Below are 25,596 nucleotides of genomic sequence, written 5' to 3' on the forward strand. Positions count from 1 at the left end.
CCCCCCCCCTTTTTCCAAACAGAAGCCGCCACACTAGATGTAGCTCCGTCTCGTGGGCTCGGAGATGTGTATAAGAGACAGGCCGACGAGAGGGCTCGATGACCCCGCCGCGACCCCTCGACCCGACCGGCCCGGTGCGGGTCATGATCGTCGACGACCAGGCCCTCGTGCGCGCCGGCTTCCGCATGGTCCTCGACGCCGAGCCCGACGTCGAGGTCGTCGGCGAGGCCGGCGACGGCCAGGCCGCCCTCGACCTGCTCCCGGGCCGCGACGTCGACGTCGTGCTCATGGACGTCCGGATGCCCCGCCTCGACGGCATCGAGGCCACCCGTCGGATCGTCGACGCGGCCTCTGTCACAGGCGCATCCGGGCCGCGCGTGCTCGTCCTCACGACGTTCGACCTCGACGAGTACGTCCTGGCCGCGCTCCGTGCCGGCGCCGCCGGGTTCCTGCTCAAGGACGCCGGACCGGCCGAGCTGCTCGCCGCCATCCGGGCCGTGCGCACCGGCGACGCCGTCGTCGCGCCCGGCCCGACGCGTCGGCTCCTCGACCGCTTCCTGCCCGTCCTCGACGAGCCGGACCGCCGTGACGGGCTGGACCGGCTCGACGTCCTCACCGAGCGCGAGCGGGAGGTGCTCGAGGCCGTCGGCCGTGGCCTCAACAACGCCGAGATCGCCGCGTCGTTCTTCCTCGCCGAGGCGACCGTCAAGACGCACATCGGCCGGATCCTGGCCAAGCTGGGCCTGCGCGACCGCGTGCAGATGGTCGTGCTGGCCTACGAGACCGGCCTGGTGCGCGTCGGGGACGGGTAGGCCGGCCGGAGGTTCCGCTCAGCGACCGCGGGTGGCCTTCTCGATGGCCTTCTGCGTCGCCTTCTCGGCCTTGGCTCTGGCCTTGGCCAGCTTCTTGGCGGCCTTCTTGTCCTTCGGCGCGACCTGGTCGTCCTCGAGCGCCTTGGGCAGGTGGCCGGTCGAGCGGCGGTAGTACGTCGCCGCGCCGCGCTCGGCGGCGACCCGGGCGGCGGCCACGGCCATCGACGAGATCGCGGTGAAGAGGACGACGTCGCGGGTGCGCTCACGCTCGTAGTCGCCCTTGACCGGCACGTTGCGGCCCGTCGCGAGCTTCCAGCCCCGCTGCGCGGCGTCGGTGGCCACCTTGGTGGCGACGAGGGTGGCCCCGACGCTCAGCATCTTCCACGTGGCGTTGCCGGCGGCCGTGTGGTGGGTCCTCGCGTCGTCCGCCTTCGCGACGGCCCGCGAGGCCGCGCCCTTCGCCTTCTTCGCGCTCCGTGCCATGGCGTGACTGTACCCATGGCGTCAGGGGTAGAGTCACCCCCGACAACTGAACAGCACCACCCACACCCATACGACAGGGGAGCGCGAGACGCGCTGAGAGTGCGGCAGCCCCACGGCCGAGCCGCAGACCCTCGAACCTGCTCCGGTTAGCACCGGCGAAGGAAGTCGGTATCTCAGGTCACCCGCCGGCGTCACGACGCCGCGGCGTGCCCTCCCCGAGGTATCCATCGGAAACCCGGGAGCCACACCATGTCCAGCACCATCACCGCGAGCGGGCCGCTGACCCGCTGGCGCACCATCGACCTGCTCACCTGCGCCTTCCTCGCCGTCGCGTTCGGCGTCGCCTACTGGGCCTGGGGGCTGGTCTACGCCATCCCGTCCGACGCCGTCTCGGCCGGCTTCCCGCCGCTCGGCGCGCTCTTCAACTGGCCATGGCTCGTCGCCGGCATCGTCGGGATGCTCGTCATCCGCCGACCCGGCGCAGCCGTGTTCACCGAGCTGCTCGCCGCGGTCGTCTCGGCCCTCATCGGCACCCAGTGGGGCATCACCACCGTCGTCTCGGGCCTCGCGCAGGGCCTCGGCGTCGAGCTGGGCTTCGCCCTGTTCGGCTACACCGTCTACCGCTGGGCGCCGCTGCTCGTCGGAGGTTTCCTCGGCGGCGCCCTCGAGGCCGTCTACGAGTGGTACTCGTACTGGACCGACTGGGGCTGGGGCTACAAGGTGGCCTACCTGTTCCTCCTCGGTGGCTCGGTGGCCGTCTTCGGCTCGCTCCTCGCGGTCGGGCTGACGCGGCTGCTCGCGCGCGCCGGAGCGCTGTCGGCGTTCCCGCCGGGCCAGGAGGCGCGGGAGCGGACCGCCTCCTGAGGTCCCTCGTGCACCGCCCGTCCGGCGCCGTCCCCGCTGGCCGGCCGGCCCTCGACGCAGCAGCCCCCGACGGGTCGGCCCTCGACGCGGCTCCGGTCGGTGCCCGCGTCGAGGTCCGCGACCTGACCTGGCGTCCGTACGGGCGGGCGCGGCCGGTCCTCGAGCACCTCGACCTCACCGTCGAGCCCGGCGAGCGCGTCCTGCTCGCCGGGCCGAGCGGGTCGGGCAAGTCGACGCTGCTGCGCGCCGTCGCCGGGCTGCTGCTCACCGCCGACGCCGGTGAGCTGTCGGGCGAGGTGACCGTGGGGGGCCTTGCCCCTCAGGCGGTCCCGGGGTCGGTGGGCCTGGTCCTGCAGGACCCCGGCGCCGGCGTCGTGGCCTCGACGGTGGGTCGTGACGTCGCCTTCGGGCTCGAGAACGTGCGGCTGCCCCGCGACCGGATGCCGCCCCTGGTCGAGACGGCGCTCGACGAGGTCGGCCTGGCCATGCCGTGGTCGAGCCCGCCCTCGACGCTGAGCGGCGGGGAGTCGCAGCGGCTGGCCCTCGCGGGGGCGCTCGTCATGGAGCCGTCGGTGCTCCTGCTCGACGAGCCGACCGCGATGCTCGACGCCGACACGGCGGCGGGGGTGCGACGCGTCGTCGCCGACGTCGTGCAGCGCCGTGGCCTGACGCTCGTCGTCGTCGAGCACCGCCTCGACGGGTGGGTCCATCTCGTCGACCGCCTCGTCGTGCTCGGCTCCGACGGTGCCGTGGTCGCCGACGGCCCGCCAGGCCGAGTGCTGGAGCGTGAGGCGGAAGCCCTTGCCGCACAAGGTATCTGGGTGCCGGGCGCACGGGACCCCGAGCCGCTTTCCCTCGACCTGCCGGCCCTGCCCGGCGCCGCCGCGGGCGTCGTCCCCGACGGTGGCGTCGTCGCGGCGGCTGTCGGTGTCGGCGTCGAGCACCGCACCCGTCGGCTCGGCGAGCCGGCCCGGACCACCACCGCCGTCGTCGGGGCCGACCTCGAGGCGCACGCCGGGCGCACGCTGGCGCTCGTCGGGCCGAGCGGCGCCGGCAAGTCCTCGCTCATGACCGCCCTGGGCGGCCTCCTCGAGCCGGCCGCCGGACGCGTCGACGTGGCGCTGCCGCTCGTGCCGGGGGACGACGCCTCCCGGGCGCGGGTCGAGCCGCCGCACGCCTGGGCCTCGCCCGACCTCGCGCGCGTCGTGGCCTGGGTGCCGCAGCGGGCCGCGACCGCCGTCGTCGGCAGCACCGTCCGGGACGACGTGCTCACCACCCTGCGGGCGCTCGGAGCCGATCCGTCGGCGGCCGCCGCCCGCGCCGACGCGGTCCTCGACGCGCTCGGGCTCACCCACCTCGCGGGCGCCGACCCACGCCGGCTCTCCGGCGGGGAGCAGCGTCGGCTGGCCATGGCCTCGGCCGTCGCCCACGGTCCGGCGCTGCTGCTCGCCGACGAGCCCACGGTCGGCCAGGACCGGCTCACGTGGGCGGCGGTCACCGGTGTCCTCGAGGCCGCCCGCCGGGAGGGGTCGGCCGTCGTCGTCACGACCCACGACCCCGGCGTCGTCGCCCGGGCCGACCGCGTCCGCACCGTCGGCCGACCCGAGCAGCCGCCGCCGGACCCCGTGCCCGAGCGGCGCACCCTCGTCGCCCGCGCCGGCCCCCTCGCCCTCGTCCTCGCCGCGCTGTGCGTCCTGCCGCTGCCGGCGCTGCTCGACACGTGGCGCCAGGGCCTCGCCGTCCTCGTCGTCGAGGGAGCGCTGGCCGCCCTCGCCCTCCTCGCGCCGGGGCAGGGGCGTCGTCCGGCCGCGCGCCTGCGCGGTGTCCTCGCCCGGCTCGCTCCCGCGGCGCTGGCCGTGGTCGGCGTCGCGTGGTCGGCCTGGCTGCTCGGTGGGCGCGACCTCGAGGTCGCGGCCGGTGCGGCGCTGCGCGTCCTCGCCCTCCTGGTGCCCTCGGCGGTCGTCGTCGGCGCCGTCGACCCGGACGCCCTCGGCGACCACCTCGCCCAGCGGCTGCGGCTGCCGGCCCGACCGGTCGTCGCCGCCACCGCGGCGCTCCAGCGGCTCCAGTCCTTCGACGTGCTCTGGGGCGAGCTGATGACGACGCGCCGGGTTCGTGGCGTCCGCGCCCGGTCGGGGCCCGTGGCGCGTGGCCGCGAGGCCGTCGTCGTCACCGGCGGGCTGCTCCTCGGCGCGCTCACGCAGGCGGCGGCGCTCGCGCTCGCCATGGACGCCCGCGGCTTCGCCGAGGCGCGCCGGCGAACGTGGGCCGGGCCCGCGCCGTGGCGGGCCGCCGACACGCTCGCGGTGCTCGCGGGCCTCGTCCTCATCGCGTCCGGCGTGGCCGCGCGCCTGCTCCTGCCCTGAACAGGGACGCGGGGCACAATGGGCGCGAACCGCGCCGGGTCGGGTCATCCGCCCTCCCGCGCCGCAGCCCCAGCCGCAGCACAGCAGGAAGAGGTGGACCCGTGCCGCGTCCCCGTCGTCTCGTCCCGAGGTCGCTCGCGGGCGCCGTCCCGCTGGTGCTCGTGGCCGCCGTCCTGGGGGCCTGCGGCCAGCCGACGCCGTCGGACCCCGACGACAGCCTCGCCCCGACCGTGAGCGTCGCCGTCCAGCCGACGATCCTGCCCGACACGGCAACCACCACCGACGACCCGACACCGTCCGCCGCGGGCGACGGCGGCCTCTTCGACGCCGGCTCGAGCCTCAGCGGCGTCCGGTGCGCGCCTGGCGCCGGCGACGTGTGGGACCTCACCGGGACGCTGAAGAACCCCGACACGGAGCAGCACACCTTCACCGTGGCCGTCTTCATCGTCAAGACCGCCGACGGCTCGGAGGTCGTCAGCAAGGAGGTCGACGTCCCGCTCCAGGCGGGCCAGAGCGCCCCCGTGTCGGTCGAGAGGTTCTGGACCGGCCCGAAGAAGGGCGTCGAGTGCCTGACCGGCGTCACCGTCAAGGACCAGTGACGTGCGGCTCTTCCTCGTGCGCCACGGCCAGACCCACGCCAACGTCGCCCGCCAGCTCGACACCGCGGTGCCGGGCCTCGACCTCACCGACGAGGGACGGGCCCAGGCCCACGCCCTGGCCCAGCGCCTCCGCGGCGAGGACCTCGCCGCCATCTACACCTCCGACCTCGTGCGCACGCAGCAGACCGCCGCACCCCTGGCTGCCGAGCTCGGCCTCGAGATGGTCGTCCTGCCCGGCCTGCGCGAGATCCAGGCCGGGGACTGGGAGATGTCCACCGAGTGGCAGCCGTACGTCGACGCCCTCGTGAGGTGGCGCGAGGACCCCTTCCACGTCATCCCGGGCGGCGAGAGCGGCGCCGAGTTCCTCGCCCGCTACGACGCCGCCATCGCGCGCATCGTCGCCGACGGCCACGAGTCGGCGCTCGCCGTGAGCCACGGCGCCGCGATGCGCGTCTGGTGCGCGGCCTCCCTCGGCCTGCCCGGGTCGTTCTTCGACGACCGTCGCGTCGACAACACCCACGTCGTCACCCTCGAGGGTGACCCGGACGCCGGCTGGCGCCTCCTCGCGTGGGGCGACGAGCCGGTCACGCATGGCTGACGCGTCCCGGCCCACCGCGCCGCAGCGGTCCCGCGCCGGGTGGGTCCGCGACGTGGGGGCGCGCCTCGTGAGCGACGACCCGGACCGCGTGGCCTCCCTGGCCGCGGCCTCGCGGCGCCTCCGACCCGGCCGCTGGCGGTGGGCCGGGGTGGCGTCGTCCGTCGCGCTCGCCGCTGCCTCGTGGGGGGCCGGCTCCCGCCCGTCGCTCAACCGCGGCGTGCTCTGGCCGGGCGTGCGGTGGTGGCGTGACACCGGCGGCTCACCGCTGCTCGCGAGCGTCGCGCTGCTCGCCATGGCGGGGCTGGTCGTCGCGTGGTGGCGGCTGCGGTGGGCGCGCGTCACGGTCGGCTGGTGGCAGACCACGGCGGCGCTGTGGTTCGTCCCGCTCGTCGCGTCCGTGCCGCTCTACAGCCGCGACCTCTACTCGTACGCGGCGCAGGGCCTGCTGTGGTCGGAGGGACTGAGCCCGTACGACCACACCGTGCGCGAGCTCGACTCGGACTGGCGGCTCTCGACGGCACCGACCTGGCTCGACACCCCGACCCCGTACGGCCCGGTGTGGCTGCTCCTCGCCCGCGGCGTGGCGTCCGTGTCCGGCGGCCACCTGTGGCTGGCGCTGCTCCTGCTCCGGCTGCTCGCCGTCGCCGGCGTGCTGGTCATCGGCTGGGCCGTGCCCGACCTCGCGCGGCGCCTCGGCACCGACCCCGCCCGCGCCACCTGGCTCGCCGTCGCCTGCCCGCTCGTCGGCGCGCACTTCGTCGGCGGGGCGCACAACGACGCCCTCATGGTCGCCGCGGTGCTCGGCGGGCTCGCGCTCGCCCTGCGCGGGCGGTTCGTGGCCGCGTGCGCCGTCGTCGCGCTGGGGGCGATGGTCAAGGTGACCGCGGTCGTCGCGCCGCCGTTCGTGGCGCTGCTCTGGGCGCGGCGCACGCTGCGCCGCTCCGGTCGCAGCGGGCCGCTGCGATGGCCGGGCACCGTCCGCGCCGGGCTCCTCACGCTGCTCGTCACGGGCGTCGCGATGGCGGTCGGCGGCCTGGCCACCCGGCTCGGGTTCGCGTGGCTGGACCCGGGGGGCACGCCCGGTCGCAACGAGCAGTGGACGTCGCTGCCCACCGGCGTCGGCATCGCCGTGCAGGCCCTCGGCACCGTCCTCGGACAGCCGGGCTGGCGCGAGCCCGCCATCGACGCCGCCCGGACCGTGGCCCTCGTCGTGCTCGCGATCCTGCTCGTCCTTGTGTGGCTCGGGGCCGCCAAGCCACCCGTGCCCACCGCGTCGACCGGGCCCGCCGGACGCCGGGCCTCGGGTCGACGTGGCCGCCGGGCTGCGTCCGACGACACCGCCCGCGTCGTGCGCTCCCTCGGCTGGGGAATGCTGGCCGTCGTCGTGCTCGCCCCCGTCTTCCTCCCCTGGTACCTCCTGTGGGTGCTGCCGGTGCTCGCCGTGGCGCTGGGTCCGTCGCCGGTCCCGTCGCCGGCCCCGTCACCGGTCCCGTCGCCCGCGCGCGCCGAGAAGCCGCTCGCCGTCCTCGCCACCGTCGTGTGCTTCATGACGCTGCCGGAGGGCTACAGCCTCGGCCTGACGACCACGGTCGTGGGGGTGCCGCTCGACCTCGTCGCGCTCGTCGTGCTCATCGTGCTCGCCGGCCGCGCGGCCCGACGCCTCGACCCACCCCTGCACGACCTGTCCCGGCCCCTGCTCCGGCCGGCCAACCGGCCAAGGGCCGATGTCCGGTTACGGAATGGAGACATTCGGAGCCGGTCCTGACGCCGTGGGGGACTGCTGTCCCACACTGTGCCGGTGAGCGACTCCGGCTTCGTCGACGAGGTCCCCGGACCGACGCGGCCACGACCGGGCGGACCGACCCAGCGCAGTCGTCCGCCCACGGCCCGAGCGCGGCCCGGCTCGGACGACGGGCCGCCGCGCGGCCGGCACCGACCGGGACCGGCGGGCATCGTGTTCGTCGTCCTGCTGCTCGCGTTCGTCGGCGTCGCCGGGTGGGCCTGGACCTCGCGCGTGCACGCCGACGACCTCGCCGCCTGGACCGCACTGGGCGAGACGGTCACCGAGATGGACCGCCTCCTGACGCCTCAGGGCCACGGCGAGGCCCCGCCGTGCCACGGCTCCGACGACGGCGTCCTGACCCGCACCTACCCGCCCTCGACCGGCCCCGCGGCCTCGCAGGTCGTCGGCTACCTCGAGCAGAAGGGGTGGGTCGCGTCGGCCCCGACGCCGCCGGCCCTCGCGCACCTGACCCACACCGTCGGCGGGCGCGCCCTGACCATCGACCTCGTCGCGCCGAGCATGGACCAGCTCGTCACGACGCTGACCGGCCGCAGCCCCGCCTCGGCCTTCGGCTGCCTCGGCCGCTGACCGCGTCCCGACGGGCCGCAACGTGCGGCCCCGGCGCGACCCGGCCGGCCGTCCACCGCCCGGACTGCCGTGTCCACGCCTCGGGACACGGGCCGACGTGACCGACGCGACGTGCCACATGGTGGGAATCTGCCGGGAACCCGCGTCCGGCGGTGCGACCCTAGGTCGCATGCGCGCGGTGAGCCAGAGCAAGAAGCTGCAGGACGTCTGCTACGAGATCCGCGGACCCGTGCTCGCCGAGGCCAAGCGGCTCGAGGAGGAGGGCCACCGCATCCTCAAGCTCAACATCGGCAACCCCGCGCCGTTCGGCTTCGAGGCGCCCGAGGACATCCTCGTCGACGTCATCCAGGAGCTGCCGCGCGCCCAGGGCTACAGCGACAGCAAGGGCATCCTGTCGGCGCGACGGGCCATCGTGCAGCACTACGAGGTGCGCGAGTTCCCGCACCTCGGGGTCGAGGACATCTACCTCGGCAACGGTGTCAGCGAGCTGATCGTCATGGCGATGCAGGGGCTGCTCGACAACGGTGACGAGGTGCTCATCCCGGCGCCGGACTACCCGCTGTGGACCGCGGCGGCGAGCCTCGCCGGCGGCCGGCCGGTGCACTACGTGTGCGACGAGCAGGCCGGGTGGGCCCCCGACCTCGACGACATCCGCAGCAAGGTGACCGACCGCACCAAGGCGATCGTCGTCATCAACCCGAACAACCCGACCGGCGCCGTCTACCCGCGCGACGTCCTCGAGGGCATCGTCCAGGTGGCCCGCGAGCACGAGCTCATCGTCATGGCCGACGAGATCTACGACAAGATCCTCTACGACGGCGCGACGCACACCTCGATCGCCGGGCTCGCGCCGGACCTGCTCTGCCTCACGTTCAACGGGCTGTCCAAGGCCTACCGCGTCGCCGGCTTCCGGTCCGGGTGGCTGGCCATCACCGGTCCCAAGGAGCACGCCCGCAGCTACCTCGAGGGCCTCGACATCCTCGCCAACATGCGGCTGTGCGCCAACGTGCCGGCCCAGCACGCCATCCAGGTGGCGCTCGGCGGCTACCAGTCGATCAACGAGCTGATCCTGCCGGGGGGTCGCCTCCTCGAGCAGCGCAACATCGCCTGGGAGATGCTCAACCAGATCGACGGGATCTCCTGCACCAAGCCCCAGGGCGCCCTCTACCTCTTCCCGCGCCTGGACCCGGCGGTCCACGACATCCGCGACGACGAGAAGTTCGCGCTCGACCTGCTGCGCGAGCAGCACCTGCTCGTCGTGCACGGCACCGGGTTCAACTGGGCCACGCCCGACCACTTCCGGCTCGTCTTCCTGCCCCGGGTCGAGGACCTCGAGGAGGCCGTCGGCCGGCTCGCCAAGTTCCTGTCGACGTACTCGCAGTGACGGCTCCGGCGGACCTCAGCGCGAGGTGACCCACCACTTGAGCAGCAGCCCGAGCACGACACCCCACACGACCGTCGTCAGCAGCCCGAGGCCGATGCCGAGGAGTGCGCGGCCGCGTCCGTTCGGCTCGCGTCGGGCCAGGCTCAGCCCGCCGAGGGCGAGCGCGAGCAGCTGCGGCACGAAGAGGAAGCCGACGACGACGCCGGCGAGTCCCGCGGCGACCGAACCCCCCGCGAGGGGCGTGTCGGACAGGAGCCCGCGGCGCGGCGCGTCCTCGGCGTCGCGGCCCTCGGCGTCGCCGGCCCGCGTGTGGTCGGGACGATCCGCGTCGCTCACGCGTTCAGCCTAACGATGGACACCGTGACCCGGCCGCGACGCCGTGCCCACCTTCTGCCCTCGACCGCGACCGCGGCCGCGGTCGTGGCCGTTGCCGTGGGGACGCTCGGTGCCTGCGGCAGCGACGCGCCGACGCTGCAGGACCTTCCGCCCGACATCGCCCGCGCCCGCCCGGGGATCACCCAGGAGGAGGCGCGCTTCGTCCTCGACGCCCGCAACCGTGGTGTGACGATCACGGCCGCGACGCTCGAGGACGACCTCCAGACGGGGACGACGACGTGCTGGGCGCTGAAGAACGGCGGGGTCACCCTGCGGCAGATCGCCGTGGACGACGCGGGCAAGGCGCTCGGCAACACCGGCGACGCGCTTCGCACCAAAGAGCTCATGGCCGCGGGCGTCAACGCCTTCTGCCCGGACCACGGCGACGAGATCGTCCAGCTCGGCCTGCCGTGACCCGGACGGAATACCCCGACCGGGCCGGTCGGTTGGCACCCTCGTGAGCTCCTCCCGCACCGCGCCGACCGCCCAGCTGAACATCCTCGACCTCGTCCCCGTCGCGGAGGGCGGGACGGCGGGTGCGGCCATCGCGGCGACCGTCGACATCGCGCGGCACGCCGAGAAGTGGGGCTACCAGCGCTACTGGATGGCCGAGCACCACAACATGCGCGGCGTCGCCTCGAGCTCGACGGCGGTGCTCATCGGCCACGTCGCCGACCACACCGAGACCATCCGCGTCGGGGCCGGCGGCATCATGCTGCCCAACCACGCCCCCTACGTCGTCGCCGAGCAGTTCGGGACCCTCGCCACGATGCACCCCGGCAGGATCGACCTCGGGCTCGGCCGCGCGCCCGGGACCGACCCCTTCACGACCCGGGCGCTGCGCCGCAACGAGGCCGCGGCGATGAACTTCGCCGGTGAGGTCGAGGAGCTGCTCGGCTACCTCGGCGACCCCGACCCCGACGCCAAGGTGCGCGCGGTCCCCGGCGAGGGCACCCACGTCCCGGTCTGGATCCTCGGCTCGAGCCACGGCGGCGCCCAGGTGGCGGCGGCGCTCGGCCTGCCGTACTCGTTCGCGTCGCACTTCGCGCCGGCGGCGCTCATGAGCGCGCTCGAGGTGTACCGCAGCCGGTTCGTGCCCTCGACGCTGCCCGGCGGGCTCGACGCGCCGCGCACCATGGCCGGGATGAACGTCATGGTCGCCGACACCCAGGCCGAGGCAGAGCGCCTCTACACCAGCGTCCTCGCCCGGTTCCACAGCATCGTCACCGGCCGCCGCGGCGGCGTCACCAAGCCGGTCGGGGACATCGACAGCCTGCTGTCGCAGTGGAGCGCGGCCGAACGGCAGGCCGTCCTCGACATGACGCGGGTGTCACTGGTCGGCACGCCGGACACCGTCCGCGACGGTCTGGCTGGCTTCGTCGAGGCCACCGGCGTCGACGAGGTGGTCGTGACGTGCGGCGCCTACGACCCGGCCGACCGGCTGCGCACCTTCGAGCTGCTCGCGGACGCCTGGCTCTGAGCACCCGAGCTGCCGACGCCCGGGCCCGCCCGCGGACCCGACCCCTGCCGTCCCACGACCTCTGAGAGGCTGCACCCCATGACCGAGAGAGACCCCAAGGACCTGCGCCGCGTCACCCTGACCCGCGACAGCGTCGGCCGCTACACCGTGCGCAACGACCGCGGCGGCTCGATCACCGTCAGCTCCGGCACCGAGGAGCTCTCGCCGGTCGAGCTGCTCCTCGCCGGCATCGCCGGCTGCACGGCCGTCGACGTCGACACCGTGACGACCCGTCGGGCCGAGCCGGACCGGTTCGAGGTCGAGGTGACCGCCGACAAGATCAAGGACGAGAACGGCAACCACCTGCAGGACATCGAGGTGCGCTTCCGGGTCCGCTTCCCCGACGGCGACGGCGGCGACGCCGCGCGCGAGATGCTGCCGCGGCTCGTCCAGCGCTCGCACGACGAGTGGTGCACCGTGAGCCGCACGGTCGAGCTCGGACAGCAGGTCACGACCAGCATCGAGTGACCGGCCCGACCGGCCGCCGACCCGGCTCCGGTCGGGCGATCTGCACCCGGTCCGCTGACAGGTCGCCGGACTGAACCGCATCGGCCGGCCCCAGCCCGGGTCGCCGTGCCGATCAAGGGGCGACGGGCTCCGTCGCGTCGCCGCTCGCCTCGGGGGTCAGCCCGAGACCGAGGTCGACCATCGTCACGAGGCGCGGTGCGAGCTCGGCGATGGCGCTCGGGGGCAGGTCACGCAACGGACCCTCGAGGGCGAGCATCGCCATGCCGTGCACGGCCGACCAGGCGAGCAGCTCGGCTCCGGGCCGCTGCGCCTCGGACAGGACGCCGGTGTCGACCATGGCGTCGAGCGACTCCGCGAGCAGCTGGAACGGGGTGCGCCCGTCGCGGCCGGCCGCCTCGGGGGAGGCGGCGCGGGACAGGTCGACGGGCACCGCGAAGGCCGTGCGGAACAGCCCGGGCTCGTCCATCGCGAAGCGGAGGTAGCCGACGCCGACGGCCCGGAAGCGGGCGCGGGCCCGGGCCCCGGCGTCGAGGCCGTCGCCGACGGCGTCCATCGTGTCGCTGATGACGTCGGCGGCGCGGGCCTGGGCGAGCGACACCACGTGGCCGAGAAGGGCGTCGCGGTCGGCGAAGTGCCGGTAGGCGGCGTTGGCCGAGACGCCGACCCGACGCGTGGCCTCCCGGAGCACGACCGCGTCCGGGCCGCCCTCCTGCGCGAGCTCGAGACCGGCGTCGAGGAGGGCGCGGCGCAGGTCCCCGTGGTGGTAGGTCGCCCGCGCGGTGCTCACCGACCCATTCTGGACCGATCGGTGCGCCCGTGCGGGCGGCATCCGGGGCCCGGCGACGTCGGTCCGCGCGATGCCGTCAGAAGCCGAAGCGGCGGGCCGTCGCGCGAACGGCCTCGGCGGACCGGCGCAGGCCGGCCAGCTCGGCGTCGGTCATCGGCACCTCGACCCGGTCGCCGACACCACCGGCGTGGACGATGGCCGGCACCGAGAGGCAGACGTCGCGAATGCCGAGGTAGTCCTCGAGGCGGCTGGACACCGGCAGGATGCGCCGCTCGTCGTTGACGAGGGCCTCGACGACGCGGGTCGCGGCGAGCCCGATGGCGTAGTTCGTCGCGCCCTTGCCCTCGATGATCCGGTAGGCCGACTGCACGACGTCGAGCGCGATGCGGTCACGGGTTGCCTCGTCGAGCGCAGGGCGGCCGTCCGCGCCGGGCCAGGAGAGCAGGGGCACCGAGCCGACGCTCGCCGAGGACCACAGCGGCAGCTCGGAGTCGCCGTGCTCACCGACGACGTAGGCGTGGATGCTCTGCGCCGCGACGCCGAGGTGCTCGGCGAGCAGGAACCGCAGCCGCGAGGAGTCGAGGACCGTGCCCGACCCGAACAGCCGCGCGTCGGGGAGCCCCGACACCTGCAACGCGGCCCACGTGACGACGTCGACGGGGTTGGTCACCATGACGTGGACCGCGTCCGGTGCCACCTCGACGAGGCGTGGCAGGAGGGAACGGACGATGCCGATCGTCGACTCGGCGAGGTCGAGCCGGGACTGTCCCGGCTTCTGCTTGGCCCCGGCCGTGAAGACGACGACGTCGCAGCCGGCGAGCACCGCGACGTCGTCCGAGCCGACGACGTGCGCCATCGGCATGAACTGGATGCCGTGGCTGAGGTCGAGCGCCTCGGCCTGGACCTTCTTGGCGTCGATGTCGAACAGCGCGACGGTCTGGGCGGTCCCACGCATCAGGGCGGCGTAGGCCAGCGTCGCGCCGACGGCGCCCGCGCCGACGATGCCGAGCCGCGTCGTGCGGCGCGGTGCTGTCGACGGGGTGAGAGGGTGCGGGATCGTGCTCAACATGACTCCCGTGCTCGGCGGTGCGGGTCTGCGGCAAGGCTAGCCACCGGGGCCGGCGCGACGGTCATCGACGCCCTGCTCCGCGGCCAGCCGAGAGCGCACCCGCGGTGAAGCGTGCTTCGGTTCAGGCGTTCTGGAGCCGGACGAGCGCGTCCCGCAGGGCGGGGAGGGCGTCGCCGGCAGTCGAGAAGAAACGGGCGTCGCAGTCCTCGACGGCGACGACGGCCCGGTTGACGACGTCGACGCCGGCGGCGGTGGGCACGAGGTCGCGAGCCCGGGCGTCGCCGGGGTACGGGCGGCGTTCGAGCAGGCCCTTGCCCTCGAGCGCGCGCAGCACCTGGGAGGTCATCATGACGTCGGTGCGCGCGTGCTCGGCGAGGTCGCGCTGGTTGACCGGGTCGTCGCGGTCGCCGCGCAGCCAGGTCAGGGAGGCGAGCAGGACGAACTGGGTGTGGGTCAGCTCGAACGGGGCGAGGGCGTCGCGGACCGCGGCCTGCCACCGGGTGCTGACGCGCCACAGGAGCAGGCCCGGACTGTCGGCCTCGTCGGTGAACCGGGTCTGCAGGCCGCTCATGCGCGGGCACCGCCTGTCGCGCGGTGGGCCGCCGTCATGGCGTCCTCGACGAGCCGGAAGTCCGCCTCGTCGAGAGCCAGGAGGCCGCGACGCAAGGCGTACCCCCAGTTCGGGGCTCGCGTCAGCAGGAGGCGGTCCTGCAGGTCGGCGAGCGGCACCGGGTCGGCCCGCTCCCAGTCGACGCGCCGGCGGTACGGGCGGAAGTCGCCGTCGTGGGCCTGCCAGATCTCGTCGTCGGCGATGCGCCCGACGGCGGTGAACTCGCGGCACGGCGTCGTGGACCCCAGCTCCTGCTTCGGCGAGTAGTAGACGAGCCCGTCGCCGGCAGCCATGCGCGCGAGGCCGGGTCGACGCCCGTGGTGCACCTGGGCGATGCCGAGCTCGACCCCGCGGCGCACATGGGCGGCCGAGACGACGCCCAGCCAGCACCTCATCGCGACTCCTCCGCCGAGGGGGCGGTCGCGCTGGCCGGGACGAGCAGTGCGACGAGGTTCGCAAGGTCCTTCTCGATGCCGCGACGCAGGGCGTCGGGACCGCCGAGGAGGCGCGCCCAGAGGCTGCGGAGGGGACCCTCGAGGCTGACGGTGACGGTGACCTCGGCCCCGGCCGCTACCGGCTCGGCGTGGTGGCGGAACGTGAGGCGCGCCCCGGCCAGGTGCGTCGTGTCGGCGAACGTGCGGTCGGGGACGAGCTCGGTGACGGTGAACCGGGAGCGCGGGCCGCCCCGGGGACGCAGGCGGCCGGTGGCGCCGAGGCGTACCGGCCCGTCGAGGCGGACCCACGCGAGGTCGGTGCTCCACTCGGGATGGGTGTCGCAGTCGGCCCACCTGGCGAACAGCTGCGCGGGGGAGGCGGGGACGGTGGTCGTGAGCGACGCGAGGGCGGTCATGGACACATAATAAGCGCGCTTACTAAATGGTCAAGGGCCGGACCCCGGCGTCGGTGGCCGGGTTCGGACCGGCTCAGGCGAACAGCTCCTCGACGCACGCGCGGAACATCACCGTGTGCGCCTCGACGTCGGCCGCGGTCGTCGCGGGGCTCATGAGCGCCATGTTGTGGAACGGCGTCAGGAGGATGCCGCGGTTGAGGGCGTAGAGGTGCAGGTACTGCTGCAGCTCGAAGTCGTCGGCGTCGTGCGCCTCCTGGCCGTTGCGCGAGGGCACCCTCGAGAAGTTGTACTCGGCCCGCGCGCCCAGACGCGTCACGTGCCAGTCCGCACCGACGGCGTCGATGCCGGCCTGCACGCCGTCGGCCCACGCGTCGGCGAGCGGCACCATGTGCTCGAACGCCTCGGGCGTCATGACCTGCTCGAGCGTCGCCTTCATCGCCGCCATCGACAGCCCGTTGCCGGCGAGCGTGCCGCCGATCCCCCCCACGTCGATGTCCTCGAGGTCGACCGAGCGGGCGATGCGGTCGGCGACGTCCTGCGTGAACCCGAAGGTGCCGCAGGGGATCCCGCCGCCGATCGACTTGCCGATGACGAGCAGGTCGGGCTGGAGGCCGTGGGCACCGGTGTAACCGCCCGGCCCGGCGCAGATCGTGTGCGTCTCGTCGTTGACGAGCAGCGCTCCGTACCTCGTCGCGAGCTCACGCACGCCGGCGTTGTAGCCGTCGTCGGGCAGCACGATGCCGATGTTCGTCAGCGCGGGCTCGACGAGGATCGCGGCCACGTCGCCGTGCGACAGGGCCTTCTCGAGGGCGTCGAGGTCGTTGAACTCGACGACGCGCGTCGTCTCGGCGGTGTCGACCGGCGCGCCGATGTTGTGGCGGCGGTCGACGGTGGTGCCGCCCTCGCCGATCGTCGCGAAGGCCTCGTCGACCGACCCGTGGTAGCAGTAGTTGTGCACGACGACCTTCGACCGGCCGGTCAGGTGGCGCGCGTAGCGGATGGCGTGCCGGTTGGCGTCGGTGGCCGTCAGGGTGAACTGCCAGAAGGGCAGCCCGAAGCGGTCGGCCAGGCCCGTCGAGACGGCGATGGCGTCCTCGGTCGGCAGCATCGTCGTGATGCCGCGCCGCAGCTGCCGGGTGACCGCCTCGACGGTGGGCGCCGGGGAGTGGCCCATCATCGCGCCGGTGTCGCCGAGGCACAGGTCGACGTGGTCGATGCCGTCCACGCACGTGAAGTGGGCTCCCGCGGCCTCGGCGACGAAGACCGGGAAGTCGCCCGGCCACTTGACCATCCAGCTCATCGGGACCCCGCCGGGCATGTGGGCGCGGGCGCGGTCGGCGAGGGCGCGGGACGCCGGGTGCGCCGCGGTGAACGCCGCGCGCTCGCGCGCATGGAGGTCGGCGAGGCGGGTGCGGTCGACGGTGCTCATGGCGGCATGATGCCGTCTCGGCGCCTTCTGCGGAAGGGGTGGCGGCGGCGGCCCACACCTTCGGAATCCGTAGGTGTTGGAATGCGATTCCAGTGAGATGGCACCTTCCCAGAGGGTTGCGCGAACACCTCACCGTGGCATGATCCGGGCATGCTACCGAGCGGTTACCGGGGCCTGAGCCTGTGGCACGACACGTGCGATGACGACTTCGAGCCCCGCCCCTGCCTGGGTGGGGACCTCGACGTCGACGTCGCGGTCGTCGGGGCCGGCTACACGGGCCTCTGGACCGCCTACCACCTCGTCGCGTCCGACCCCACGCTGCGCGTCGCCGTGCTCGAGCGGGAGGTCGCCGGGTTCGGGGCGTCGGGCCGCAACGGCGGGTGGTGCTCGGCGCTCTTCCCCGCGTCGCTGCACCGGATGGCCGCCGAGCGAGGCCGCGACGCCGCCGTGCGGATGCAGCGGCGGTTGCACGACACCGTCGCCGAGGTGGGCCGCATCGCGGACGAGGAGGGCATCGACTGCCACTTCGCGCACGGCGGCTACGTCTCCGTGGCCCGCAACCCCGCCCAGCTCGAGCGGATCCGCGCCGAGGTGAGCGAGCACCACGAGTGGGGGTTCGGGCGCGACGACCTGCGCCTGCTCGACGTGGACGAGGTCGCCGGTCTCGTCCGGGTGCCCGACGCGCTCGGCGGTGCGTGGACCCCGCACTGCGCCGCCCTGCACCCCGCGCGGCTCGTGCGCGGGCTCGCCCGTGCGGTCGAGCGACGCGGCGTCCTCGTCCACGAGCGGACCCCGGCCACCGACATCCACGCCCGCCGCGTCGTCACCCCCCACGGCACGGTCCGTGCCGAGCACGTCGTCCTCGCCACCGAGGGCTACACCCCGACCGTGGCCGGCCGCCGCCGGGCCATCGCGCCCGTCTACTCGCTGATGACCGCGACCGAGCCGCTGCCGGACGACGTCTGGGCCCGCATCGGCCTGGACCGGCGCACCACCTTCGCGGACAACCGGCACCTGACCATCTACGGCCAGCGCACCCAGGACGGCCGGATCGCCTTCGGCGGCAGGGGTGCTCCCTACCACTACGCGTCTCGAGTCTCCCCGGCCTACGACCGCGACGACCGCGTCCACACCCGGCTGCGGGCCATCCTCCTCGAGCTGTTCCCCGCACTCGACGGGGTGCGGTTCACGCACAGCTGGGGCGGCAACCTCGGCGTGCCGCGCGACTGGTTCCCCTCGGTGCGCCATGACCGCCACACCGGCCTGGCGTTCGCCGGGGGCTACGTCGGCGACGGTGTCGCCACGTCCGCCCTGGCCGGGCGCACCCTCGCGGCGATGATCCGGGGCGAGGACCCCGAGGACCTCACGACGCTGCCCTGGGTCGGGCGAACCTCGCGCAACTGGGAACCGGAGCCGCTGCGCTGGCTCGGCGTCAACGCCGTGAACGCCCTCATGACCTCGGCCGACTGGTCCGAGCGCCGCACGGGGCGCCGCTCGCGTGCGGCATCCGCGTTCTGGACGGCGATCGGCCAGTAGCCGGGGAGCGCCGGCGCGTCGGCGGCCGGTCAGCCTTGGTCAGGCCGCGGATCAGGCGGCTGCGAAGACGCCGTCGCGCAGGACCGGTACGAGGTCGGACGCGTCGAGCTCGGCGGCCACGGCGACGTCGTCGGCCCAGCCCTTCTCGACGAGCTCGCGGCCGCTCGAGCACGCGTGCAGGTCGGCGTCCAGGGAGCCGGCGACGCCGTCCCAGGCGGACACCGCGACGCGGGCCTCGGGGCTGAGCAGGAGAGGGCCGGCACGGTGCTCGAGCCGCCGCACGAACGCATCGGCCACGGCACCGACGCCCCAGAGGTCCTCCGCGGCGGGGCGCAGCGAGTCGTCCGGCCACCGCTCGCCGGAGGGCACGAGCAGGAGAACCGGTGGTCGGTTCGGGCTGGCCGTGAACCGGTCCGCCAGGTGGCGGGCCACCGCGGTGCGGTTGCGCAGGCACGCGGCGACCACCTCGGCCCCGGTGTCGGCCAGCCGCGCACTCACGGTGGACCCGTTCGGCGAGGGGAGCACGAGGTCGGTGAGTCCCTCGGCCGCGCGGATCGACCCGGGGGAGAGGGTGACGACGCCGGCCGAACCGGAGCGAGGGGCAGCGCCCGGCCGACCGCTCGCCTGCGCGGGGCCGCGCGGGTGGGCGAGCACCGCCCCGTGGGCCGCGGCGAACGCGACGGCGGACGCGTCCTTCCAGGGGTAGGGGCGGACGCGGATCCCCCGGTCGACCGCGACCGAGACGCACGTCGTGAAGCTGAGCACGTCGACGACGACGACGACGACCTCGGACCCGGCCTCGCGCGCGTGCCGGGCCAGGGCGACCGACCCGCTCGGTCCCCACTCGAGGCGGACGAGGTGCCGGTCCTGGCTGTGCCACGCGTCCGTGCCGCTCACCTGCTCACGCTATCCGGATCATCCGGCAGGCTCGGGCCCGTCCCGGGGGCGCTCGTGCGACCTCCGGCGTCCGGCGTCTCCTGCGACGCCCTGGGCCCGGGGGCCTCGGGCGTCGGGGTCGGCGTCTGCGTGGGGGCGTGGATCCCCGGCCGTGGCGGGCGCTCGTCGAGCGAGTGCCGGAACGCGAGCGCGCCACCGGCGAGGAGCAGGGCCGACGCGAGGACGGTCGCGACCGCCGCCCGGCGCTGCGACACCGCACGCTCCGTGTGCCGTCCCACCGCGGCCTCCCTCCCGACCCGCCCGGTCGTCTCCGGCCGGGAAGGCACACCCTACGGCCGGAGGCGGTGCCCCGGGCCCGTCAGGACGGGACGACCCGCGACCCACGGCACGTCGCCGTGAGCCGGGGCTCGCCGTCAGGGCCCGGTCCTCGAGGCGTCGAGCCGCGCGACGAAGCGGGCGGGCGCGGTGCGGCGGTAGGACGCGTCGACGAGCTCGGCGACCTCGTCCCAGTCGACCCCCTCGGCGCCCTCGCGGTGGCGCAGGTCGAGCATGAGCCACCCGTAGGGTCCGTAGTAGCCCGGCACGACGAAGCGGCCGTCCTCGAGCAGGGCGGGCCGGTCGGCCTCGTCCGGCAGCACGAGAAGCGCCTGGCGGTAGGGCTCGGGGTCGTGGTCACCCTTGAGGACGCCGCCGTAGATGGCGAAGACCTTGCGGGTGAAGAAGTTCGGCCGCCCGTGCGACACCTTCTCGTCGGCCCCGGGCAGCGCGAGGCAGATGGCGCGCAGCCGCGTGAGGTAGGGATCGGCGTCCTCGAACATCGTCGGGTGGGCCATGCTCCCACCGTAGGCGCCGGTCAGCGCCCGCAGACGCCTCCGCAGCCACCGGCCCCGCAGCCACCTCCGCAGCCGGCGCCCGCCGCCACCGGTTCGCGGTCGTCGTCACGGTGCGCCCAGGCCGTCGCGAGCGCGTCGGCGAACACCTCGACCGGCTGCGCGCCCGAGACCCCGTAGCGGCGGTCGAGCACGAAGAAGGGGACGGACTCGATGCCGAGCATCCTGGCGGTCGCCTCGTCGCTGCGGACGTGGTTGCCGTAGTCGTCGGACGCGAGCATGACGCGGACCGCGTCGGGGTCGAGGCCGATCTCGGCGGCGAGGCCGACCAGGGTCTCGCGGTCCCCGACGGCGAGCCCGTCGGTGAAGTAGGCCCGCATGAGCCGCTCGTGGGCGACGTCGGCGAGGCCGTGCTCGGCGGCGAGGTGCACGACGCGGTGCGCGTCGAAGGTGTTGGAGTAGCGGGCCCGCTGCCAGTCGAAGGTCAGGCCGTGCTCGGCGGCCGCCGCGGCCAGCGAGCGGTGCTGCTCGACGGCCTGCTCGCGGGAGATGCCGTACCTGTCGGCGACGAGGTCGACGAGGGGCCGGTCGGACACCGGCTCGGCGCCGCGGTCCAGCTCGAAGCTGTGCCAGCGCACGGTCACCTCGTCGGCGTGCTCGAACCCGGCGAGCGCCGCCTCGAGCCGACGCTTGCCGACGTAGCAGAACGGGCACACGATGTCCGACCAGATGTCGATCTCCACGGTCGTGCAACCTACCTCGGCCGCCGGGTCTTCCCGGCATCGGCGAGGTGATGCGGGCAGCGGCGGGACGCACCGGGCGGCACGCTTCAGGCGGTGGCCCGGGCGATGCTGCGCACGACGGCCGCGGCGCAGTCGGCGGCGCGGGTCTCGGGCAGCCAGTGCCCGGCATCGAGCTCGACGAGCTCGTACGGCGCGGCGACGTGCTCGGCGGTCAGGTGCGCCGCCATGGGCCCGAGGAAGGGGTCGTGGCGACCCCAGACGTACGTCGTCGGCGCCCGCACCCGGCGGGCCGGTACCGACGAGCGCCGGGATGCGCGGTACCACCCGATCGGCCCGGCGATCGCCGCCGGGCTGGCGAGGTGGTCGGCGTACCGGCGCCGGTCCGGTGCCGGCAGGCCGCTGCGCCGCATCAGGGTCTCGAAGCCTCGGGCCATGACCTGCTCGGGCAGGGCCGGCAGCTGGAACGCGGCCATGTACCAGGAGCGTCGACGCTGGTCCCAGCCGCCGCGCCAGGCCCGGGCGAGCGCGGCGGGGTGCGGCGTGGACAGCGCGGTCAGCGACCCCACCCGGTCCGGGTGGTTGCCGGCGAGGAGCCAGGCGATGCCGCCGCCCCAGTCGTGCCCGACGACGTGGATGCGTTCGCGGCCGGAGGCGTCGACGAGCGCGAGCACGTCGGCGACGAGCTCGTCGGTGCGGTACGCGTCGACCTCGGTGGGCCGGGCACCGGAGCAGTAGCCGCGCTGGTCGGGGGCCAGCGTCCGCAGGCCCGCCTCGTGCAGGTGCGGCGCCACCGCGTACCAGCTGGTCCGGTCGGTCGGGAACCCGTGGAGCAGCACGACGACCTCACCGCCGAGCGGCCCGGCGTCCTCGACGTCGAAGCGCAGGCCGTCGCGGGTGAAGGTGCGGATGCGTCGGTCGTCACGGCTCACCCCACCCATCCTTCCCCGCCTGGGCCCGCCCGGCCTCGGCGCCCGGAGGGGCGGGCGGTCGAGTGCCGCAGTCAGGGACCGGTCAGGGACAAACCGGAGGCGGGGCGTCGCACCGCCGATCTAGGGTTGCACCGTGCCCGACGCCACCGGTGACCCGCGACGGGGCCGCCGGTGGTGGCACCTGTCACGCACCGGGCTGCTCTTCGGAGCCGGATACTTCCTCATCTCGACCTCCCCGAGCCTGCTGCCCCGCACCTGGTACTACCAGGGACTCATCAGCGGGCTGTGCGCGGCGGTCGGCTACGCCCTCGGCGTCCTCGTCGCCTGGGCGGTGCGTGCCGTCGCCCGCCTCATCGACCTGCGGGTGCAGGTCAGCGGCGAGGCGCGCCACTGGATCCGCGTGGCGGCACCGCTGTTCGGGGCCGTCGCGGTCATCGGCATCACCGTGGCCAACGTCCGCTCGCAGGCCCGCACCGCGGCGGTCGTGCGCCTGGCTCCCCTCGACCCGTTCGACTGGGCCCTGGCGCTCGCCCTCGCGACCGCCATCGCCGTGCTCCTGCTCCTCATCGCGCGCGGGCTGCGCGGCATGACGCACGGCCTGGCCGAGGCCGCCGAGCGCGTGCTGCCCAAGGCCGTCGCGTCGATGATCGCCGTCGTCGTCGTGGCGACGACGACCGCCTGGGTCACCGACAGCGTGCTGTTCCACCGGGGGCTCGACGTCTTCACCGCCGTCGCCGCGAAGGTCAACGCCGAGACGCCGTCGAACCGCCCGGCGCCCCGCTCGCCGTTCCTGTCCGGCGGACCCGGGTCGTACGAGACGTACCAGAGCCTCGGGTACCAGGGCCAGATGTTCGTCACGAGCGCGCCCACGGCACAGGAGATCTCCTCGGCGACCGGACGCGACGCCCTCGACCCGATCCGGGTCTACGCAGGCCGCACCGACAACCGGTCCATCGAGGACGTCGCCGACGCCGTGGTCCGCGAGCTGCGCCGCACGGGCGCGTTCGAGCGCCGGGTCCTCGCCGTCATCACGACCACCGGCACCGGCTGGGTCGACGACTGGTCGGCCCAGTCCATCGAGTACCTGAGCAACGGCGACTCGGCCATCGCGGCGATGCAGTACTCGTTCCTGCCGAGCGCCCTCGCCATCCTCACCGACCGCAACACGCCCAGCGAGGCCGGCAGGGCGCTCTTCGACCGGGTCTACGCCGTGTGGCGAACGCTGCCGCAGGGGCACCGCCCCCAGCTCGTCGTCGGCGGCGAGTCGCTCGGCTCGTACGGTGGGCAGGCCGCCTTCCGCGACGCGGCCGACATGCTGGCGCGCGCCCAGGGCGGGGTCTGGGTCGGCACACCGAGCTTCACCCACATCGCGGCCGAGCTGACGGCCGAGCGCAACGAGGGCTCCCCCGAGATCGTGCCCGTCGTCGACGACGGCCGGCACTTCCGCTTCGCGGCCAGCGGTGACCAGCTGACCCACGACTACTACGGGCGGCCCTACGGCCCCTGGGACTTCCCGCGGTTCGTCTACGCGCAGCACCCGTCGGACCCCGTCGTGTGGTGGAACCCGGCGCTCCTGGGCGAGCAGCCCGACTGGCTGCGCGAGCAGCGCGGCCGCGACGTCAACCCGGACGTCACGTGGATCCCGTTCGCGACGTTCTGGCAGCTGACCACGGACATGGCCGTGGGTCACGACCCGCCCGACGGGTTCGGCCACCGGTACGGCGCCGAGCTGGTGCCCGCCTGGGGCTCGGTCCTCGGCGGCTCGCCGACCGACGACTACTCGCGCCTCGTCGCCGGCATCGAGAAGACCGTCAACCGGGTGGCCTGACCGGGTTCGACGCGTCGAAGGAGCGGGGGGCGGCACGGCACGACGCACGGGAGCCCGGGCGGCCCGGCACGGGATGGGACGATGCGTCCTGTGTCGGCGAGCGCGGTGTACCTCATCCTCGGGTTCGCCCTCCTGCTCGCCGCCGTGCTGCCCACCGCCCTCGAGCGGTTCGCGGTGTCGGCGCCGATGGTCCTGCTCGGCCTCGGGGTCCTCATCGGCCTGCTGCCCCTGCCCGAGGGGCTCGTCCTCGACCCGGTCCACATCCGCCCGCAGACCGAGCACCTCACCGAGCTGACCGTCCTCGTCGCCCTCATGGGCGTGGGCCTGGCCCTCGACCGGCCGCTCGTCCTCGGTGACCGCAGCACGTGGCGCCGCTGGTCACCGACGTGGCGCCTGCTCGCCGTCGCGATGCCGGTGACCATCGCGGCGGTGGCCCTGCTCGGCTGGGCCCTCGGCCTGGCACCCGCCGCGGCGCTCCTGCTCGGCGCGGCCCTCTCGCCCACGGACCCGGTGCTCGCCGGTGACGTCCAGGTCGCCGGCCCCCGCACCCGGCACGGCGAGGCGCTCGACGAGCTCGAGGAGATCGACGAGGACGACGAGGTCCGGTTCGCCCTGACGTCCGAGGCCGGCCTCAACGACGGGCTGGCGTTCCCGTTCGTGCACGCCGCGGTGTTCCTCGCGGCGCTCGGCCCGGTCACCGCCTGGGGCGCCGGCTGGTTGGCGTGGGACCTCGTGGGCAAGCTCGCGGTCGGCGTCGGCGTCGGGATCCTCGTCGGGTGGCTGCTCGCCAGGGTGGCGTTCCGCTCGCCCCGGCGCTCGCTGCGCCTCGCCGAGCAGGGGGAGCCGCTGCTCGCCGTCGCCGCCCTCGTCACGACGTACGGCCTGAGCGAGGTCCTCGGCGGCTACGGGTTCGTCGCCGTCTTCACGTGCGGCATGACGATCCGGGCGGCCGAGCGCGGCCACGAGTACCACGCGGCGATGCACGAGGTCGTGTCGCGGCTCGAGCGCCTCCTGACCCTCGTCGTCCTCATGCTCCTCGGCATGGGGATGACCAACGGGATCCTGTCGGCCCTCGACTGGCGCGGGGTCCTCGTCGCGGGCGCCGTCGTGCTCGTCCTGCGCCCGCTCGCCGGGTGGCTGGCTCTTGCGGTGCGGGCCCGGCGGCCGGACCAGCCGGGCGGCCTCGAGCCGGACGAGCGCCGCGCGGCCGGCTTCTTCGGGGTGCGGGGGGTCGGCACGCTGTACTACCTCGCCTGGGCGGCCGGCCAGCACACGTTCCCGGAGGAGCGCTGGCTCTGGGCCACGGTGGCGGCGACGATCGCGCTGTCGGTGCTCGTCCACGGCGTCCTCGCGACCCCGGTGCTGCGCCGACTCGAGCGCCGACGCCAGGCCACGGCCTGACGCGTCGGACCTCGGACGTCGTGCGGCCCCGGGCTCCCAGCCGTGCCTGGTAGGACGGCCCCATGGGCACGATGACCGAGTTCCCCGAGCACGAGCTGTCCGCCTACCGCGCCGACCCCGAGGGCGACCCCCGCGGTGCGGTCGTCGTCATCCAGGAGATCTGGGGGCTGACCGCGCACGTCAAGGACGTCGCCGACCGGTTCGCCGCCGAGGGCTACGTCGCGCTCGCCCCCGACCTGCTCGCGCACGTCGGCCTGACGCCCGAGGTGGGCACCCGCATCTTCCAGCTCGTCAACAGCGGGAGCGAGCAGGACCGGGCGGCCGCGCAGCCCCAGCTGCGCGCGGCGACGACGCCCGCCCGCCAACCCGAGTTCGCCGCCTGGGCGGTGCCGGCGCTGCGCGGCGTCGTCGAGGCGCTCGCCGCCGAGCCGGCGGTCCGTGGTCGCGTCGGCGTCGTGGGGTTCTGCTTCGGTGGCTCGTACGCCTTCGCGCTCGCGGCCGCCGACGACCGCGTCCGGGCCGCCGTCCCGTTCTACGGCAGCTTCCCGGAGGACGCGGACCCAGCGACCATCGCCTGCCCGGTCCTGGCCTTCTACGGCGAGCAGGACCGCCGGATCACCGGCCAGGTCCCCGAGCTCGAGGCGCGGATGGAGCAGGCCGGCGTCGACTTCACGGCACGCGTCTACCACGGTGTCGGGCACGCGTTCTTCAACGACGACGCGCCGTCGCGCTACCACGCCGAGGTCGCCGCCGACGCCTGGCAGCGCACGCTCGCCTTCCTCGCAGAGCGCCTCGGAGGCTGAGGACCGAGGCCCGGAACGCTGCTCACAGCGTTCTCCTCGCCGCTT

At 74.7% G+C, this 25,596-nt stretch carries 28 protein-coding genes and 1 riboswitch; of the genes, 15 read left to right on the top strand and 13 right to left on the bottom strand.

The genetic code is table 11. The features are described from left to right. Positions 1-143 precede the first annotated feature (143 nt). On the top strand, positions 144-812 hold the full coding sequence (locus tag ACR9ZK_RS01965) for a response regulator (protein ID WP_481339535.1): 669 nt from the start codon (positions 144-146) through the stop codon (positions 810-812). An 18-nt stretch (positions 813-830) separates the two neighbouring features. Here ACR9ZK_RS01965 and ACR9ZK_RS01970 read toward each other — a convergent pair whose 3' ends face one another. Then, positions 831-1,295, bottom strand: coding sequence for a DUF4235 domain-containing protein (locus ACR9ZK_RS01970; protein ID WP_481339538.1), 465 nt, complete (start codon positions 1,293-1,295; stop codon positions 831-833). 65 nt (positions 1,296-1,360) lie between these two features. Next, a riboswitch (TPP riboswitch) is annotated at positions 1,361-1,476 on the top strand. A 68-nt stretch (positions 1,477-1,544) separates the two neighbouring features. On the opposite strand from ACR9ZK_RS01970, the gene ACR9ZK_RS01975 reads away from it, so the two are divergent. The 7 genes from ACR9ZK_RS01975 (at position 1,545) to ACR9ZK_RS02005 (ending at position 9,477) form a co-directional block, all read left to right on the top strand. Continuing rightward, entirely contained in the window at positions 1,545-2,159 is a 615-nt protein-coding gene (locus ACR9ZK_RS01975; RefSeq protein ID WP_481339540.1) for an ECF transporter S component, read from the top strand. An 8-nt stretch (positions 2,160-2,167) separates the two neighbouring features. Next, positions 2,168-4,525 (top strand): ATP-binding cassette domain-containing protein, encoded by a 2,358-nt coding sequence (locus ACR9ZK_RS01980; RefSeq protein ID WP_481339544.1) that lies wholly within the window; start codon positions 2,168-2,170, stop codon positions 4,523-4,525. Between the two features lie 101 nt (positions 4,526-4,626). After that, a complete protein-coding gene (locus ACR9ZK_RS01985) occupies positions 4,627-5,124 on the top strand; it encodes a hypothetical protein (protein ID WP_481339547.1) in 498 nt (165 codons plus the stop codon). A gap of 1 nt (position 5,125) precedes the next feature. Then, positions 5,126-5,722: a histidine phosphatase family protein gene (locus ACR9ZK_RS01990; protein WP_481339550.1), complete on the top strand. Its 597-nt coding sequence runs from the start codon at positions 5,126-5,128 to the stop codon at positions 5,720-5,722. Beyond that, the gene (gene mptB / locus ACR9ZK_RS01995) at positions 5,715-7,487 is read left to right on the top strand and encodes a polyprenol phosphomannose-dependent alpha 1,6 mannosyltransferase MptB (protein ID WP_481339554.1); all 1,773 of its coding nucleotides are present in this window, start codon (positions 5,715-5,717) and stop codon (positions 7,485-7,487) included. Before ACR9ZK_RS01990 ends, mptB begins: the two co-directional genes overlap by 8 nt. Before the next feature lie 33 nt (positions 7,488-7,520). Next, on the top strand, positions 7,521-8,093 hold the full coding sequence (locus ACR9ZK_RS02000) for a hypothetical protein (protein WP_481339558.1): 573 nt from the start codon (positions 7,521-7,523) through the stop codon (positions 8,091-8,093). Positions 8,094-8,262: 169 nt separating this feature from the next. Continuing rightward, positions 8,263-9,477 (top strand): pyridoxal phosphate-dependent aminotransferase, encoded by a 1,215-nt coding sequence (locus tag ACR9ZK_RS02005; RefSeq protein ID WP_481339563.1) that lies wholly within the window; start codon positions 8,263-8,265, stop codon positions 9,475-9,477. A 15-nt stretch (positions 9,478-9,492) separates the two neighbouring features. On the opposite strand, the gene ACR9ZK_RS02010 is transcribed toward ACR9ZK_RS02005, so the two are convergent. Next, on the bottom strand, positions 9,493-9,813 hold the full coding sequence (locus ACR9ZK_RS02010) for a hypothetical protein (RefSeq protein WP_481339568.1): 321 nt from the start codon (positions 9,811-9,813) through the stop codon (positions 9,493-9,495). A 24-nt stretch (positions 9,814-9,837) separates the two neighbouring features. Here ACR9ZK_RS02010 and ACR9ZK_RS02015 point away from each other — a divergent pair, with 24 nt between their 5' ends. The 3 genes from ACR9ZK_RS02015 (at position 9,838) to ACR9ZK_RS02025 (ending at position 11,839) form a co-directional block, all read left to right on the top strand. After that, on the top strand, positions 9,838-10,266 hold the full coding sequence (locus ACR9ZK_RS02015; protein ID WP_481339572.1) for a hypothetical protein: 429 nt from the start codon (positions 9,838-9,840) through the stop codon (positions 10,264-10,266). Positions 10,267-10,309: 43 nt separating this feature from the next. Further along, positions 10,310-11,332, top strand: a complete 1,023-nt coding sequence (locus tag ACR9ZK_RS02020; RefSeq protein ID WP_481339575.1) for an LLM class flavin-dependent oxidoreductase — start codon at positions 10,310-10,312, stop codon at positions 11,330-11,332. A 78-nt stretch (positions 11,333-11,410) separates the two neighbouring features. After that, a complete protein-coding gene (locus tag ACR9ZK_RS02025; protein WP_481339577.1) occupies positions 11,411-11,839 on the top strand; it encodes an OsmC family protein in 429 nt (142 codons plus the stop codon). A 112-nt stretch (positions 11,840-11,951) separates the two neighbouring features. Here the strand turns inward: ACR9ZK_RS02025 and ACR9ZK_RS02030 are convergent, their stop codons facing one another. The 6 genes from ACR9ZK_RS02030 to ACR9ZK_RS02055 all read right to left on the bottom strand — a co-directional run bounded on the left by ACR9ZK_RS02030 (position 11,952) and on the right by ACR9ZK_RS02055 (position 16,584). After that, entirely contained in the window at positions 11,952-12,626 is a 675-nt protein-coding gene (locus ACR9ZK_RS02030) for a TetR/AcrR family transcriptional regulator (RefSeq protein ID WP_481339579.1), read from the bottom strand. 76 nt (positions 12,627-12,702) lie between these two features. Beyond that, positions 12,703-13,695 carry an L-lactate dehydrogenase gene (locus ACR9ZK_RS02035; RefSeq protein ID WP_481339581.1) on the bottom strand — a complete coding sequence of 331 codons (993 nt, stop codon included), beginning with the start codon at positions 13,693-13,695 and terminating at the stop codon, positions 12,703-12,705. A 121-nt stretch (positions 13,696-13,816) separates the two neighbouring features. After that, a complete protein-coding gene (locus tag ACR9ZK_RS02040; protein WP_481339583.1) occupies positions 13,817-14,266 on the bottom strand; it encodes a MarR family winged helix-turn-helix transcriptional regulator in 450 nt (149 codons plus the stop codon). Beyond that, on the bottom strand, positions 14,263-14,700 hold the full coding sequence (locus ACR9ZK_RS02045; protein ID WP_481339585.1) for an EVE domain-containing protein: 438 nt from the start codon (positions 14,698-14,700) through the stop codon (positions 14,263-14,265). Before ACR9ZK_RS02045 ends, ACR9ZK_RS02040 begins: the two co-directional genes overlap by 4 nt. Continuing rightward, positions 14,697-15,155, bottom strand: coding sequence for an SRPBCC family protein (locus tag ACR9ZK_RS02050; protein WP_481339587.1), 459 nt, complete (start codon positions 15,153-15,155; stop codon positions 14,697-14,699). Before ACR9ZK_RS02050 ends, ACR9ZK_RS02045 begins: the two co-directional genes overlap by 4 nt. 73 nt (positions 15,156-15,228) lie before the next feature. Beyond that, entirely contained in the window at positions 15,229-16,584 is a 1,356-nt protein-coding gene (locus ACR9ZK_RS02055; protein WP_481339589.1) for a transaminase, read from the bottom strand. Between the two features lie 150 nt (positions 16,585-16,734). On the opposite strand from ACR9ZK_RS02055, the gene ACR9ZK_RS02060 reads away from it, so the two are divergent. Continuing rightward, complete coding sequence (locus ACR9ZK_RS02060) at positions 16,735-18,120, top strand: NAD(P)/FAD-dependent oxidoreductase (RefSeq protein ID WP_481339591.1); 1,386 nt, start codon at positions 16,735-16,737, stop codon at positions 18,118-18,120. Positions 18,121-18,171: 51 nt separating this feature from the next. On the opposite strand, the gene ACR9ZK_RS02065 is transcribed toward ACR9ZK_RS02060, so the two are convergent. From ACR9ZK_RS02065 to ACR9ZK_RS02085, 5 genes are all read right to left on the bottom strand, one after another. Next, entirely contained in the window at positions 18,172-19,017 is an 846-nt protein-coding gene (locus ACR9ZK_RS02065; protein WP_481339593.1) for a 2-phosphosulfolactate phosphatase, read from the bottom strand. Beyond that, entirely contained in the window at positions 19,014-19,295 is a 282-nt protein-coding gene (locus tag ACR9ZK_RS02070; protein WP_481339596.1) for a hypothetical protein, read from the bottom strand. The genes ACR9ZK_RS02065 and ACR9ZK_RS02070 overlap by 4 nt, the downstream gene beginning before the upstream one ends. A 135-nt stretch (positions 19,296-19,430) precedes the next feature. Beyond that, complete coding sequence (locus ACR9ZK_RS02075) at positions 19,431-19,850, bottom strand: MmcQ/YjbR family DNA-binding protein (protein WP_481339598.1); 420 nt, start codon at positions 19,848-19,850, stop codon at positions 19,431-19,433. A gap of 20 nt (positions 19,851-19,870) precedes the next feature. Beyond that, positions 19,871-20,590, bottom strand: a complete 720-nt coding sequence (locus ACR9ZK_RS02080; protein ID WP_481339600.1) for a DsbA family oxidoreductase — start codon at positions 20,588-20,590, stop codon at positions 19,871-19,873. An 86-nt stretch (positions 20,591-20,676) separates the two neighbouring features. Beyond that, on the bottom strand, positions 20,677-21,519 hold the full coding sequence (locus ACR9ZK_RS02085; RefSeq protein WP_481339602.1) for an alpha/beta hydrolase: 843 nt from the start codon (positions 21,517-21,519) through the stop codon (positions 20,677-20,679). Positions 21,520-21,652: 133 nt separating this feature from the next. On the opposite strand from ACR9ZK_RS02085, the gene ACR9ZK_RS02090 reads away from it, so the two are divergent. The 3 genes from ACR9ZK_RS02090 (at position 21,653) to ACR9ZK_RS02100 (ending at position 25,551) form a co-directional block, all read left to right on the top strand. Then, positions 21,653-23,347: an alpha/beta hydrolase gene (locus ACR9ZK_RS02090; protein WP_481339604.1), complete on the top strand. Its 1,695-nt coding sequence runs from the start codon at positions 21,653-21,655 to the stop codon at positions 23,345-23,347. A gap of 81 nt (positions 23,348-23,428) precedes the next feature. Continuing rightward, positions 23,429-24,748 carry a cation:proton antiporter domain-containing protein gene (locus ACR9ZK_RS02095; protein ID WP_481339606.1) on the top strand — a complete coding sequence of 440 codons (1,320 nt, stop codon included), beginning with the start codon at positions 23,429-23,431 and terminating at the stop codon, positions 24,746-24,748. Positions 24,749-24,810: 62 nt separating this feature from the next. Beyond that, positions 24,811-25,551: a dienelactone hydrolase family protein gene (locus tag ACR9ZK_RS02100; RefSeq protein ID WP_481339608.1), complete on the top strand. Its 741-nt coding sequence runs from the start codon at positions 24,811-24,813 to the stop codon at positions 25,549-25,551. Positions 25,552-25,596 lie beyond the last annotated feature (45 nt).

Source organism: Monashia sp. HAY1-5C, assembly GCF_056755255.1.